Raw genomic sequence first — 14,546 nt, forward strand, 5'->3', positions numbered from 1 at the left:
GTCAGAAATCCTTCACCAGACGCAGGGCGTCGTAGATGGCACCGTGGATGTTGTGCATGGAAATGCAGTCACCCACGCGGAACAGCAAAAACTCACCCGCCGCCAGCGGCTGCGACAGGGAAGGCTGCGGCTGCGAGGCAAACAGGGTGTGGACATCGGTCTGACCCTGGTTCTTCGATAGCTCCTTCATGTCCCAGTACAGGCTGTCATTGGGCAGGATGCCGTTTTCGATCACCACCTGATCCACCGCCCGCTCTTCCAGCGCCTCGGTGTATTCATTGCGCAGCACGGCGATTTTCTTGTCGCCTTCGGCATACACCTTGTCCAGCCAGAAATTGGGGGTGGGGATGATGCCCTGTGCGTACAGGCGACGGTAGAAAATGGGGAAAGTCGTCCCGCCGGTGTCGTCGCCCACTTTTACGTCGGGGGTGACGATTTCCACCGTGCTGCCACGGCTGGACAGGAAGTCGGCCACGCCGAAACCGGCCTGGGTGCTGACGGCGTCATACACCAGCACGTTCTTGCCCGGTTCCACCTTGCCGGACAGGATGTCCCAGCTGCTGACGGCAATGCCCTCATCCACGCCCCAGTCCGGCACCTGGCTGGTATAGGGAATACCGCCGGTGGCCAGCACTACGATGTCCGGTTTTTCCGCCAGGATCATCGCCTTGTCGGCGGCCACGCCCAGACGGCGATCCACCCCCAGACGCTGGGTTTCCATGTCCAGCCAGCGCACGATGCCGGCCATTTGTTCGCGCTGCGGGGCCTTGGCGGCGAGTACGATCTGCCCGCCTACCTGCGGCTGTTTCTCGAACAGCACCACTTCATGGCCACGCTCGCGCGCCACGCGGGCGGCTTCCAGCCCGGCCGGGCCGGCACCTACCACCACCACCTTGCGCAGCTTGTCGGCCTTGGCAATGTCGTGCGGCATGGTGGCTTCACGGCTGGTGGCGGCATTCTGGATGCACAACACATCCTGACCGTGATACTGGCGGTCGATACAGTAGTTGGCCCCCACGCACTGGCGGATCTGGTCCTCCTTGCCATCGCGGATCTTGATCACCAGATGCGGGTCGGCAATATGGGCACGGGTCATGCCCACCATGTCCACCATGCCGCTGGCCAGAATGCGTTCGGCCTGTACCGGGTCGCGAATGCTTTGCGCGTGCATCACCGGCACCTTGGACACCGACTTGATGCCGGCAGCCAGATGCACAAACGGCTCCGGCGGCAAGGCCATCGGCGGCATGCAGTTGGCCAGGGTGTTATGGGTGTCGGCACCGGACCCCACCACCGACAGGTAGTCGATCAGGCCGGTTTCCGACATGGCCGCGGCAATGTCCTTCAGCATGTCGTGGCTGAGGCCGTCTTCATGGAATTCGTCACCGCACATGCGCAGGCCGACGCAGAAATCCGGGCCTACTTCGGCCCGCACCGCATTGAGCACTTCCACGCCAAAGCGCAGGCGGTTTTCAAAGCTGCCGCCCCATTCGTCGGTACGAAAGTTGGTGCGCGGGCTCCAGAACTGGTCGATCAGATGCTGGTGGGCGGCGGAAATCTCGATGCCGTCCATGCCGGCAGCCTTCACCCGGCGCGCAGCCTGGGCAAAGTCGGCAATGATGCGGCGGATTTCATGCTGCTCGATCACCTTGGCATTGCCACGGTGTACCGGTTCGCGAATGCCGGACGGGCTGACCAGATGCGGCCAGTGCTCGCCGTAATAGCTGGAGCGGCGACCCATGTGGGTGGCCTGGATCATGATCTTGGCGCCGTGGCGGTGCATGGCCTCGGCCAGCCGCGCCAGCGGGTCGATGATGGCGTCGGTGGCCAGGTTCACCGACTTCCACCAGCTTTGCGGGCTGTCGATGGACACCGGGCTGGAGCCGCCACAAATGGCCAGGCCCAGGCCGCCCTTGGCCTTTTCTTCGTAATAGCGGATGTAACGGTCGCCGGGCAGGCCGCCCGGTTCGGCATACACCTCGGCATGCGCGGTGCTCACCACGCGGTTGCGCAGCGTCAGCTTGTTCAGGGTAATGGGCGCAAACAGGTGCGGATAGCGCATGGGACGACTCCCGGCTTACAAGGGATGAACGGTGAAAATGCAGTAGTCGGCACCCAGGCCGGCACACTGGCTTTCGCGGCTGACGGTGCGGTAGTCATGGCCCAGGTTTTCGCCCACCCAGTCCATGGCACCGGCAAACCAGCCGGCAAACAGATAGCAGGCCATGTGTTCGCTCTGCGGTGCACCGGCCACGCCCTGGGCCAGCACGAAACAGGAGTTGTCCAGGCGGATGCTGGCATTGCCGGTCACTTCGTCGGCTTCGATGAAGCTGAACTGGCCCCAGCCGCGCTGCGACAGGCGGGACAGATAGTGTTCGAACACCGCCATGCCCTCCAGGCCATGGGTTTGCGCCTCGCTGCCACACCAGAAATGGGCAGAACGGTAACCGGCTTCGTACAGCGAATCGGCGTACACGCGACGGCCCAGTGCTGCCTCGATGGCCAGATGGTTGTTGATGAAGAAATGCCGCGGCACATACAGCATGGGCAGGCCGTTGGTACTCCAGACGCCGGTGTCGGCATCCACGTCGATGGGAAGTTGAGGTTGCATGCCACTCTCCTGAGCAAGATGGGCGAGTCTGTCCGCCATTGCCTTGCATGGTGCCGGAGGGCATGCTGACGCTGTTCAGCGCTTGCGACAGGTATTTGCCCCATACCGACAAGCCGGTCGGCAACAGACAACGCAGCAAGCAGCGGGGCTGTCCAACTTTCGGCCAGTCCAAGCGCGACATCAATCCGGGCATATTCAACGGTCATGTCACCGGCCCGGCCAGTGATGCCTCCCCACCTCCACTTTCCGACAGGTTCCTGACCATGCACACGCTTACCGACGACGGTACCCGCCTGTTCCTCAGCCGCATGGGAGACCGGGGCAGTCCGCCGCTGATCCTGGCCCATGGCACTTTTTCCAATCAACGCAGTTGCGCACCACTGGCCAGCCATCTGGCCGCGCGCGGCTGGCAATGCTGGTTGTTTGACTGGCGTGGGCACGGCCACAGCGACACGCCGCGCCGCAGCTTCGATTTCGAAACCCTGGCCACACAGGATGTCCCGGCCGTATTGCGCGCGGTGGAAGAAAACTGCGCGCCACTGCGCCCCTTCTGGCTGGGCCATTCCGCCGGAGCGGTGATTGCCGCCATGTGGCTGGCCAGACAGGCCCCGGCCTGCGAGCGGCTGGCCGGTTTGCAGATGCTGGCTGCCCAGGCAGCCAGCCGCCAGCGCAGCTGGGCCATGCAGCAAAAGATTCGCCTGATTTCCTGGCTGCTGCCCTTGCGCCGGCAAATTGCCAGTCACTGGATGCCACTGGCCACCGAGGCGGAAAGCAGCCGCCTGCTGCGCCAATGGTGCCGGTGGAATCTGCAAGGCCGCATGCTGGGCAAGGATGGTTTTGACTATCTGGCTGCACTGGGCAGGCAGCAACTGCCGGTACTGGCGCTGGCTGGCGGTGGGGATGACTTCATTTCACCGGCGGAGGGCTGCCAGCGTTTGCTGGACAGCTTTGGCAGCCCCGGCAAGCGCTATGTGCTGTGCAGTCAGGCACAGGGCTTTGTGGAGGATTACAGCCACGAACGGCTGTTATTGTCGAAAAATGCCAAGAACGAAATCTGGCCCTTGCTGGAAAACTGGCTGCACCAGCATATGGCACGGTCCGAACCTGAACCATCGTCCAAGCAAAACAGCCTGCTGATGACACCCACCAGCCGCGTTACGGTGCTGGTGGACAACGGCAGCAACGGCGATCCCCGGTAGCGCCTGGCCATACAGCAACAAACAGCCCGCCACCATGAACCAGGCAGCGGGCTGTCGCCATTCAGGCCGTGATCAGTGTGTCCACTCGTTTACCTTGGCACCATTGGCCTTCACCCAGCTATCTGCTGCGGCTGCCGGTTTGGCACCGTTTTCCACATCCAGCATCACCTTGCCGATTTCCTCCGGCTTCCAGCGGAATTTCTTGAAGAAGGCCACCACTTCCGGCGCCTTGGCGGTGAGACCGGGGTTGATCACGCTATCCACATGCTCGGCATCGCCGTACACCTTCTGCGGGTCTTCCAGGAAGCGCAGCTTCCATTTGGCAAACATCCAGTGCGGAATCCAGCCGGTAACGGCAATGGATTTCTTGCTGTTGATGGAGCGGGCCAGTTCAGCCGCCATGCCGGTGCCGGAGCTGGGCAGCAGGGTGTAGTCCAGCTGGTATTTCTTGATGGCTTCTTCGGTTTTCTTCATCACGCCGGCACCGGCATCGATACCGACAATACGGCCCTGGAAGGCGGCCTTGTTGGCGTTGAGGTCGGCAATGGAATGTGCGGCCACGTAATCAGGCACGATCAGGCCGATCTTGGCACCCGGGTAGTTCACCGCCACATCCACCACCTTGTCCTTGAACTGGGTGTAATACGCTTCGTGGGTGGTGGGCAGCCAGGCAGACAGCGTGGCGTCCAGGTCGCCCCGGGCCACCCCCTGCCACATGATGCCGGCAGCCACCGGCACCATTTCCACCGGATAACCCAGCTTGTTGCGGATGATGTTGGCCGCCACATTGGTGGTGGCCACACTATCCGACCAGCCTTCTACGTAGCCGATCTTGATGGTGGGCTTGTCAGCCGCATGGCTACAGAATGGCAGGGCCACACCGGCCAGCAGCAGGGCAAGAAATTGGCGTTTCAGCATTGCGTTCTCCAAAGATAGACAGGTTGAATCAAGGATGAACATCACAGAGCGGGTGCGGCATCATGAAAGTGCCGTGTTGTCAGCCCGCTTCCGTTACAGCACTGCACCAGAGTCTGCCTAAGGCAGCCCGGCATTCTCGTTGTAAACGGCAGCCCGCTGGTGACGGGCACAGTGGCAAGCGAATAAAAAAGCGGGGTCTTGCGACCCCGCTCAAGGCTCAACTACCCCAGACGTCTGCAAATACACGGAGCCAGTTTTCACCCAGCACCTTGCGGATCTTGCTCTCGGACCAGCCGGCCTTTTCCATGGCAGCGGTCAGATTCGGCGTTTCGCCGATGGTGCGGATGCCTTCCGGATTGAGGATGGTGCCAAAGTTGGTCAGGCGACGATGACGGCCCTTGTCGTGGGTGATCCAGTCAAAAAAGCCCTTGTCATAGCCCTGGGTGAAGTCGGTGCCATAACCCACGCAATCCTCACCCACCAGGTTGATGATGTAGTCCATGGCCTCGACATAGTCGTCCACCGTGGCCTCGATGCCGCGCTTGAGGAAGGGCGGGAACATGGTGACGCCGATGAAGCCGCCATGGTCGGCAATGAAGCGCAGTTCTTCATCGCTCTTGTTACGCGGGTGTTCTTTCAGGCCGGACGGCAGGCAGTGCGAGTAGCACACCGGTTTTTTGGATTCCAGAATGGCCTCGCGCGAGGTGTTGCCGCCCACATGGGACAGATCCACCATGATGCCCACGCGGTTCATCTCGTTGATTACTTCGCGGCCAAAGCCGGACAGGCCGCCGTCGCGCTCGTAGCAGCCGGTGCCCACCAGGTTTTGCGTGTTGTAGCACAGCTGCACCACGCGCACGCCCATGTCGGCAAAGGCTTCGATATAACCCAGATTGTCTTCAAAAGCGTGGGCGTTCTGGAAACCCAGGATGATGCCGGTCTTGCCCTCGGCCTTGGCACGGCGCACGTCCTCGGTGGTACGCACCAGGGTGAGGATGTCACTGTAATCGCGAATCTGCTTTTTCATCTCCGCGATATTGGCCACGGTGTCCTGAAAGCCTTCCCACACCGACACGGTACAGTTGGCAGCCGACAAGCCGCCACGGCGCATGTCGTCAAACACCTCGCGGCTCCATTTGGCAATGATCAGCCCGTCAATCACCAGTGCGTCCTGATGCAGCGTCGTCATACACGTACTCCCCAACAGAAAAAAGTGGAACAACAAGCGGCTCAGGACACCTCGGCCAGCCGCACATGAACGGTTTCCGGCAGGCGCAAGCCGCCTGCCAGGGCAAACAGCGCCACCAGCATCAGATAAACAGCGGGGGCCAGATGACTGCCGGACACATCAATCAGCCAGGTCGCCATCAGGGGCGCAGTGCCGCCAAAGATGGTGTAAGCCAGGTTGTAGCTGATGGCACCCGCGGTATAGCGGATGCGGGTGGGAAAGCTTTCCGACAGCAAGGGCGCGGTCACCACGCCGGACAGCACCGCGGGCAAGGCCTGCAACATGCCGCCCAGCACCGCCAGCCACAGCTGACCGCTTTGCGCCAGCCAGAACGAAGGAAAGATGGTGAGCACAATCAGCCCGCACACCGTGGCCATACTGCGCCGCCGCCCTACCCGGTCGGAATAACGCCCGGCCAGCGGGCACAGCAGCGCAGCAAACAGCAGGGACAGCACCGACACCAGCAGGGCATTGCCGCGGCTCATGCCCGCCACCTGCTGCAAGTAAGTGCTCAGATAGGTGGTGAAGGTATAAAACGACAGCGCCGTCACCGAGATGAAGGCCGACAGCCAGGCAATGGGGCGGCCATGACTGGCAAAGGCCTGGCGCAGCGGCGCGTGCTCGGTTTGCTGGCGCTGCTCCAGCGCGCGGAAAGCCGGGGTTTCCGCCAGACGGTTACGCAGATACCAGCCCACCAGCCCCAGCGGTGCGGCAATCAGGAAAGGCAGCCGCCAGCCCCAGTCGGCCAGCGCTTGCGGGCTGAGCCACTGGTTGAGGGCAAACACCAGCACCGCCGCGCAGGCAAAGGCAGAAAAAGTGGAGACCGGCAGAAAGCTGCCATAGCGCGCCCGGTGATGGCTGGGCGCGTGTTCCATCACATAGGCACAGGCCCCGGCGTATTCGCCACCGGCGGAAAAACCCTGCACGCAACGCGCCAGCGTCAGCAGCACGGGAGCGGCCAGACCGATGCTGGCGTAGTCCGGCAACAGGCCGATCAGCGTGGTGGCCCCGGCCATCAGCAGGATGGTGATGGCCAGCGTGCGCTTGCGGCCGATGCGGTCCCCCAGCATGCCGAACACCACGCCACCGAGCGGGCGGAAGGCAAAGGCCACCGCGAATACGGCAAAGGTTTTCAGCAAGCTGATGTCGGCGCTGCTGCCCGGAAAGAAATGCTGGGCAATCACCGTGGCCAGAAAGCCATAGACGGCAAAGTCGAACCATTCGACGAAATTGCCGACCGAGGCGGCCAGAATCACCTTGAACAACACTTGCTGCTCGGCGCGATCAGTCATGCGGGCTCCCGATAAAGCCGGATCGACATCGATGGAAGTTGAGGTTCACGCTACTCTCCTGAGCAAAATGGCCAAGTCTGTCCGCCATTGCATGCATGGTGCCGGAGACGAAACCGCCTCTGTTCAGCGCTTGCGACAGGTATTTGCCACATACCGACCAGCCGGTCGAAGCAGGACAAACACGGCCGCCGCACTGAGCAGGCAAAGATGCCTGAGGCGAACACAAAGTTGGGGACAGACCAAACAGCGGGATGAGGGAGACGGTCGACAACAAAAAACGGCCCTGCCAATGGCAGGGCCGCGGAGCGGTTTCAGGCAAGGATCAGGCTGGGCCTGGGCGCAGCCAGCTGGGCAAACAGCGGATGGTCACTGCGCGCTTCCAGCTGGCACACGGCAAAGCCGTAGGGCTGCGCGGCGCGGCGCAGCAGACGCCACACATAGTCGGCAAAGCTGCGGCGGAACACCACGAACACGCCGTCGGTATCCAGACGGATTACCTGCACGGTGGCCTTGCCCAGCACGGTGCTCACCATATGGCCCAGCGGGATGGATTCGAAGTCGTACACCCCCAGATGACGCAGCACGGTGATGTGCTCGGCCCCGCCCAGCCAGGCCAGGGTCAGGCCGCCGCTGGAATCCACCGTCTGGGCAAACAGCTGTTGCGCGGCAAAACCGGCATCCAGCTGCGCCGTCCAGTCGGCCAGACGCTGGCGATGGCTCACCAGCAGCCATTCATCCGGCGAGGTCCACATCAGCACGCCTTGCGGGCCTTGGCTGACTGCCCCGGCTTTCAGTGGCAGGGCGAGGCCGGTGACTTGCTCCACCAGTTGGGAGAAACCGGCTTCGGCGGTATCGCCACGCAGCACGGCATAGCCAAGGTGCGGCAGTTCGTTACACCAGATGCGGCCATCGGCACGGCGCGGTTGCGCCTCGGCATCCAGCTTGAAGTGATGGAGCGGCGACTCCATGAATGGTTGGAAACCTTGCTTAGGCATGTTGACGCACCCCTTCCTTGTCCACGAACACTGACGACACCACCTGCGCCGGCACACTCTTGCCATGCGCCCAGACGAACACCGTGTCGCCCTCACGCTTGCTGCCATCCTTCAGCACGGCCATGGCAATGGAGCGGCCAAGGAAGGCACTGTGATAACTGGAGGTGACATGGCCCTGCATGACAGCCGGCACCGTGTCATCGGTATTGCTGAGAATCTGCGCGCCTTCGGCCAGTACCACTTTCGGGTCCAGCGGCAGCAGGCCCACCAGCTGCTTGCGGCCTTCGCCTGCGGTGTGCGAGCGCAGCAGCGAACGCTTGCCGAGGAAGCTGAACGGCTTTTTCATGCCCACTGCCCAGCTCATGGCCAGATCGTTCGGGCTCATCGAGCCGTCGGTATCCTGACCGACGATGATGAAGCCCTTCTCGGCCCGCAACACGTGCATGGTTTCGGTGCCGTAGGGGGTGATGTCGAACTCGGCACCCGCCTTCATCACTTCTTCCCACATGTAGCGGCCATAGTTGGCATCCACATTGATTTCGTAGGCCAGTTCACCGGAGAAGCTGATGCGGAACACTCGCGCCGGCAGCCCGGCCACGGTGCCGCTGCGACCATCCATGAACTTGAAGGCGTCCTTGTCGAAGTCGATGTCGGTACACAGCTTTTGCAGCACCTTGCGGCTGTTCGGCCCCACCACGGCCACGGTGGCCCAGTGGTCGGTAGTGGTGGTGAAGCGTACTTTCAGCTCCGGCCATTCGGTCTGGTGCCAGCGCTCCAGCCAGCTGTACACCCGCGCCGCACCGCCGGTGGTGGTGGTCATGTGGAAGTGGTCGTCTGCCAGGCAGGCAGTCACACCGTCGTCCATCACCATGCCGTTTTCGTCCAGCATCAGGCCGTAGCGGCACTTGCCGGGGTCCAGCTTGCTCCAGGCATTGCTGTAGATGCGGTTGAGGAATTCGCGCGCATCCGGGCCCTTGACGTCGATCTTGCCCAGGGTGGAAGCATCCATCACACCCACGCTGTTACGGGTGGCCAGGCATTCGCGGTTGACCGCGGCGTGCAGGTCTTCACCCGGCTTGGGGAAGTACCAGGGGCGCAGCCACTGGCCCACCACTTCGTACTCGGCCTTGCGTGCATCATGGCTGGCATGCATGGCGGTGTAGCGGCGCGGATCGAAGGTTTCGCCCACGTGCGGGCCTGCCAGCGCGCCAAAAGTCACCGGGGTGTAGGACGGCCGGTAGGTGGTGGTGCCCACTTCGGCAATGGGTTTGCCCAGCGCTTCGGCGGCAATGGCAAAGCCGTTGATATTGGACAGCTTGCCCTGATCGGTACCGAAGCCCAGCGCGGTATAGCGCTTGACGTGTTCGATGGAGCGATAGTTTTCGCGCACTGCCGTGTGGATGTCGGCGGCGGCCACATCGTTCTGGTAGTCGACAAAGGCCTTGGCACCGTGGCCTTCCGGCTTGCCGTCCGGCAGGCGGAAGATGGCACGCGGCGCGGCCACTTCTTCGCTGGCGACTGCCGGGGCCTTGCCGGTGCTGCCACGACCATGGCCCAGCAACAGGGCGGCCACGGCGGCGTGGGTCTGGCTCAGCGCATCGGACAACTCCCAGCGGCCGGTGATGGCACCGACGCAGGCAATGTTTTCACGGCCTTCATCCGGGCAGACAAAGGACAGCTGCTGCTGATTCCACACCGGTCGGCCACCGTTATGGCAGAACAGGTGCACGGTGGAAGTCAGGCCGCCGGAGGACAGCACGGTGTCCACACTCAGGCGCGGGCCGGAGCCAACCACCTGATTGTTGCGGCCATCCAGCTTCACCAGCTGTGCACCGCTGACGCTCTTGTCGCCCAGCACCTTGGCAATGCCATGGCCCAGCAGCAATTCGGCACCGGCATTCTTCAGTGCTTGCTGACGCCATGCGGCAGCTCCGCCCTGACGGGCATCGGCCAGCGTCACCTTGACGCCGGACAGCGCCAGGTCCAGCGCGGCTTCGTAAGCGGCATCGTTCTGGGTTTGCACCAGCACTTCGCGGCCCACGGCCACGCCGTAGCGGTTGAGGTAGCTGTGACCGGCGGCAGCAGTCATCACGCCCGGCACATCGTTGTAACCGAACACCAGCGGGCGTTCGATGGCACCGCTGGCCAGAATCACCTGATGAGCGCGAATCTTGTGCAGACGCTGGCGCGGCAGCGCGGCATTGCGCTCGGTCAGCGGCAGGTGGTCTTGCAGCAGCTCCACCGCCTGTACCAGGTTAAGGTCGTGCAGGGCAAAGGCCGTGGTGCGTGGCAGCACGGTGACATTGGGCAGGCTGGCCAGTTCGGCCAGACGCTGGCCCACCCAGTCCATGCCGGACAGGCCGTCGATGCGGCTGCGGCGTTCGGTCAGCAGCCAGCCGCCCATTTCAGCCTGCTCGTCCACCAGCAGGGTTTTCAGCCCGGCACGGCCGGCCAGCGTGGCAGCCCACAGGCCGGCAGCACCGCCGCCCACTACCAGCACATCGATATGGTGATGCAGGTGGTCGTAGCTTTCCGGGTCGGCTTCGGTCGGGGCACGGCCATAACCGGCGGCCTTGCGGATGTATTTCTCGTAGATGGGCCAGGCTTTCACCGGCTCCATGAAGGTCTTGTAGTAGAAGCCCGGCGGCATGAAGCGGCCAAACTTGCCCAGCAAGCCCTTGAGGTCGAAGTCCAGCGAGGGGTAGCCGGTGGTGCTGCCCGCCAGCAGGCCCTGGTACAGCTCCACTTGCGTGGCCTTGAGGTCGGGCACGGTATGCGCGCCGGTTTCCAGCTGGATCAGCGCATTCGGCTCCTCGGCACCAAAGCCGACGATGCCGCGCGGGCGGCCATACTTGAAACTGCGGCCGATCAGGCGCACGCCGTTGGCCAGCAGGGCCGAGGCCAGGGTGTCGCCGGAGAAGGCCTTGTACTGCACATTGTCGAAGATGAAGCTCAGCGGCTTCTGGCGATTGATGCGCTCGCCCGGGCGATGGATGCGATAGCCGCTCATGCTTGTTCCTCCAGATACAGTGCCTTGCCGTCGGCCAGCGTCCAGGAGCCGGCAATTTCATAGCTGACGGTGTGGCGCTTTACCGCAAACACCTTGCGACAGCCGGCCACGTGCTGCCATTGCTCCCAGTGCCAGCCACGCGGGTTCTTGCGGTGGAACACGTAGTCGCCCCAGGTGGCGTCGTCCACTTCTTCCGGCACTGCCGGGCGGGCGATATAGGCTTCACCGGCGTAGCTGAACTCTTCTTCTTCCCTTGCCTCTTGGCAGTACGGGCAGGTAATCACCAACATAAGCCTCTCCCTAGTGAGCCACGGCGGCTGCGCCGTGCTCGTCGATCAGATGTCCGGTGGCAAAACGGTCCAGCGAGAACGCGCGGTTCAGCGGGTGCGGATCGTCATGGGCGATGGTGTGGGCAAACACATTGCCCGAGCCCGGCGTGGCCTTGAAGCCGCCGGTACCCCAGCCACAGTTGAAATACAGGCCCTTGATGCGGGTTTTGCTGATGATGGGGCAGGCGTCCGGCGAGACATCCACAATGCCGCCCCACTGGCGGTTCATCCGTACGCGGGAGAAGGACGGGAACATCTCGATGATGGCGGCGGCGGTGTGTTCGATCACATGCGGGCTGCCGCGCTGGCCGTAGCCCAGATAGCTGTCGATACCGGCACCGATCACCAGCTCGCCCTTGTCGGACTGGCTGACATAGCCGTGCACGGCGTTGGACATCACCACGGTGTCGATACAGGGCTTCATGGATTCGGACACAAAAGCCTGCAAGGGGTGGCTTTCCAGTGGCAGGCGCAGCCCGGCCATCTTGGCCAGCACTGAAGAATTACCCGCCGCCACACAGCCAACGCGGTCGGCCATGATGTCGCCACGGCTGGTATTCACGCCCTTGATGCGGCCGCCTTCGATGATCAGGCCGGTGACTTCGCACTGCTCGATGATGTCCACACCCAGTTCGGACGCGCCACGGGCAAAACCCCAGGCCACCGCATCGTGCCGCGCCACGCCGCCACGCGGCTGGAAGCTGGCACCCATGATGGGGTAGCGGGTGCGGTGGCTGATGTCGATCAACGGCACCATGTCCTTGATTTCCTGCGGGGTCATCACCACCGCGTCCACGCCGTTGAGCAGGTTGGCATTGGCGCGGCGTTCGATGTCGCGCATGTCCTGCAGGGTGTGGCCCACGTTCATCACGCCGCGCTGGCTGAACATCACGTTGAAGTTGAGGTCCTGCGACAGGCCTTCCCACAATTTCAGGCCGTGTTCGTACAAGTGCGCCGCTTCATCCCACAGATAATTGGAACGGATGATGGTGGTGTTGCGTGCGGTATTGCCGCCGCCCAGATAGCCCTTCTCCAGCACGGCCACATTCTTGATGCCATGCTCCTTGGCCAGGTAGTAAGCCGTGGCCAGGCCGTGGCCGCCACCGCCGACGATGATGACGTCGTAGTTTTTCTTCGGCTGCGGGCTCTTCCAGGCCGGCTGCCAGCTTTCATGATGCTTGAGCCCGTTCTTGATCAGGCTCCACAGGGAGTATCGGTTTGCCATCTGCGGCTCCAGCGGGGTGGATGTATTCGGACAAGGCCCATTCTCCAGACCTGAGCCCCAAGCCGTTTGGCTGAAAAGGACAAGCACTTGCCCAGACACGACACTGCGTCACATGTCTGAAATGGACGCAAAGCGGACGCATTGAAGCCAGCCCGCACGGCAGCCAGGCCTTAGGGTTAGCGCACACAGGACAGGCAGCACGCCTGCCACACGACAAGGAAAGACCCGCTCATGAAAGCCACTGCACCGTCCTACATCCTCAGCTTCACCTGCCACAGTGCTTCCGGTCAGGTAGCCCGTTTCTCCGCCCTGCTGGAATCCCAGGGCTGTTATATCGACGAACTGGCGGTGTTTGACGATGCCGTCAGCCAGCGCTTTTTCGTGCGTTGCGTGTTCCACCCGCAAACCGAGGTGTTCGACCCGGCACGGCTGAACCAGGGCATGCGCGAGATGGGCAGCCACTACCAGGACCTGCGCTGGCAATTGCAGGACCGGCGCGAACAGGCGCGGGTAATGATCATGGTGTCCAAGCTGGACCACTGTCTGAATGACTTGCTGTACCGGCAGAAAATGGGCGATCTGGACATGACCGTCACCGCCGTAGTGTCCAACCACCGCGACCTGGCCCCGATTGCCGAAGCCTACGGCCTGCCCTTCCACCACCTGCCGCTGGACCCGGCCAACAAGGCCGAGCAGGAATCCGCCCTGCTGGCGCTGATCGAGGAAACCGGCTCCGAACTGGTGATTCTGGCGCGCTACATGCAGGTGCTCACCAGCGCCACCTGTGCCCGCCTGTCCGGCCGCGCCATCAACATCCACCACTCCTTCCTGCCCGGCTTCAAGGGTGCCCGCCCCTATCTGCAAGCGCATGAGCGCGGGGTAAAGCTGATTGGCGCCACCGCCCACTACATTACCGACGATCTGGACGAAGGCCCCATCATCGAACAGGTGGTGGACCGGGTAGACCACGCCTACACCCCGGAAGACCTGCAAGCCACCGGCCGCGACATGGAATGCCAGGCGCTGGCCCGCGCGGTGCGCTACCACCTGGAGCGCCGGGTGTTCCTCAATGACAACCGCACGGTGGTGCTGCGCTAGTCATATCTTCCACATGCAGCCGACCGCTTAAGACCCTGAGCGGCACATTTGCGTCGGCTCGCGCTGACGGGACTGGGCTGCTCCGACAGGTGTGTCAGAGAAGAAAATGGCTGTGCTGTTTTTGGGATTTTATTTGGCGCTGGACCAACAGCGGCGGAACGCCCCGGTAAAGCTGGGGCTTCCGCCCTACGCGTCTACCCTGTAGGGTGGATGCCCCGAAGGGGCGATCCACCGTGAAATCCTCCCGAGTAAATCCATTTCCCCAGCTGGAAAACCACCGCACCAACGCGCCCATGGCCCCATCAAGCATGCCGACGGGTGGCCGGGGCGAGGTCTTAAGCGCCTGCCCTGTTTGAGCGATTTGACGTTAGCAAATCGCGAGTTCAGGCGCGCCTCGCACCGGACGGGACCAGTCGGGCAGCCGCAGGCCATGCTTGCTGGGGTGGCCTTGGAGGTGAAGGAGGGCTTGGCCAGGCAAGCTCTCCTTCCCGTCCGCCGCGCGGAAGCGGCATGTAAATCATCATCCGCGTAGCGGAGACTTGGTTCGGTGCTCACCACTTTAAAACCAACAAAACCAACAGCAAAATCAACTTCGCGGGTCTCGCCCCGCCGTCGAGGTACTTTACTTTTGCTTCGCCAAA

The 14,546-nt window shown here is 62.7% G+C and carries 11 protein-coding genes; 2 read left to right on the forward strand and 9 right to left on the reverse strand.

Annotation, left to right across the window (positions count from 1 at the left end; all coding sequences use genetic code 11):
- Position 1: 1 nt before the first annotated feature.
- On the reverse strand, positions 2-2,062 hold the full coding sequence (locus tag ACE3SE_RS18665; RefSeq protein ID WP_062791042.1) for an NADH:flavin oxidoreductase: 2,061 nt from the start codon (positions 2,060-2,062) through the stop codon (positions 2-4).
- A gap of 15 nt (positions 2,063-2,077) precedes the next feature.
- On the reverse strand, positions 2,078-2,611 hold the full coding sequence (locus ACE3SE_RS18670; RefSeq protein WP_374557459.1) for a DUF5943 domain-containing protein: 534 nt from the start codon (positions 2,609-2,611) through the stop codon (positions 2,078-2,080).
- Between the two features lie 62 nt (positions 2,612-2,673).
- Here ACE3SE_RS18670 and ACE3SE_RS18675 point away from each other — a divergent pair, with 62 nt between their 5' ends.
- Entirely contained in the window at positions 2,674-3,810 is a 1,137-nt protein-coding gene (locus ACE3SE_RS18675) for an alpha/beta fold hydrolase (protein WP_374557461.1), read from the forward strand.
- Positions 3,811-3,882: 72 nt separating this feature from the next.
- Here the strand turns inward: ACE3SE_RS18675 and ACE3SE_RS18680 are convergent, their stop codons facing one another.
- The 7 genes from ACE3SE_RS18680 to ACE3SE_RS18710 all read right to left on the reverse strand — a co-directional run bounded on the left by ACE3SE_RS18680 (position 3,883) and on the right by ACE3SE_RS18710 (position 12,807).
- Positions 3,883-4,728 (reverse strand): glycine betaine ABC transporter substrate-binding protein, encoded by an 846-nt coding sequence (locus tag ACE3SE_RS18680; protein ID WP_062791046.1) that lies wholly within the window; start codon positions 4,726-4,728, stop codon positions 3,883-3,885.
- 217 nt (positions 4,729-4,945) lie between these two features.
- The gene (locus ACE3SE_RS18685) at positions 4,946-5,917 is read right to left on the reverse strand and encodes a dipeptidase (protein ID WP_045848403.1); all 972 of its coding nucleotides are present in this window, start codon (positions 5,915-5,917) and stop codon (positions 4,946-4,948) included.
- Between the two features lie 41 nt (positions 5,918-5,958).
- Positions 5,959-7,248 carry an MFS transporter gene (locus ACE3SE_RS18690; RefSeq protein WP_131357922.1) on the reverse strand — a complete coding sequence of 430 codons (1,290 nt, stop codon included), beginning with the start codon at positions 7,246-7,248 and terminating at the stop codon, positions 5,959-5,961.
- Between the two features lie 311 nt (positions 7,249-7,559).
- Complete coding sequence (locus tag ACE3SE_RS18695) at positions 7,560-8,216, reverse strand: sarcosine oxidase subunit gamma (protein ID WP_374557464.1); 657 nt, start codon at positions 8,214-8,216, stop codon at positions 7,560-7,562.
- 19 nt (positions 8,217-8,235) lie between these two features.
- Entirely contained in the window at positions 8,236-11,253 is a 3,018-nt protein-coding gene (locus ACE3SE_RS18700; protein ID WP_374557466.1) for a sarcosine oxidase subunit alpha family protein, read from the reverse strand.
- Complete coding sequence (locus tag ACE3SE_RS18705; RefSeq protein WP_045848399.1) at positions 11,250-11,543, reverse strand: sarcosine oxidase subunit delta; 294 nt, start codon at positions 11,541-11,543, stop codon at positions 11,250-11,252. Before ACE3SE_RS18705 ends, ACE3SE_RS18700 begins: the two co-directional genes overlap by 4 nt.
- A gap of 10 nt (positions 11,544-11,553) precedes the next feature.
- Complete coding sequence (locus ACE3SE_RS18710; protein WP_178972205.1) at positions 11,554-12,807, reverse strand: sarcosine oxidase subunit beta family protein; 1,254 nt, start codon at positions 12,805-12,807, stop codon at positions 11,554-11,556.
- Positions 12,808-13,038: 231 nt separating this feature from the next.
- On the opposite strand from ACE3SE_RS18710, the gene purU reads away from it, so the two are divergent.
- The gene (gene purU, locus ACE3SE_RS18715) at positions 13,039-13,905 is read left to right on the forward strand and encodes a formyltetrahydrofolate deformylase (protein WP_374557470.1); all 867 of its coding nucleotides are present in this window, start codon (positions 13,039-13,041) and stop codon (positions 13,903-13,905) included.
- Positions 13,906-14,546 lie beyond the last annotated feature (641 nt).

Origin of the sequence: Aquitalea pelogenes (assembly GCF_041914625.1) — a bacterium.
GTDB lineage: Bacteria > Pseudomonadota > Gammaproteobacteria > Burkholderiales > Chromobacteriaceae > Aquitalea > Aquitalea pelogenes.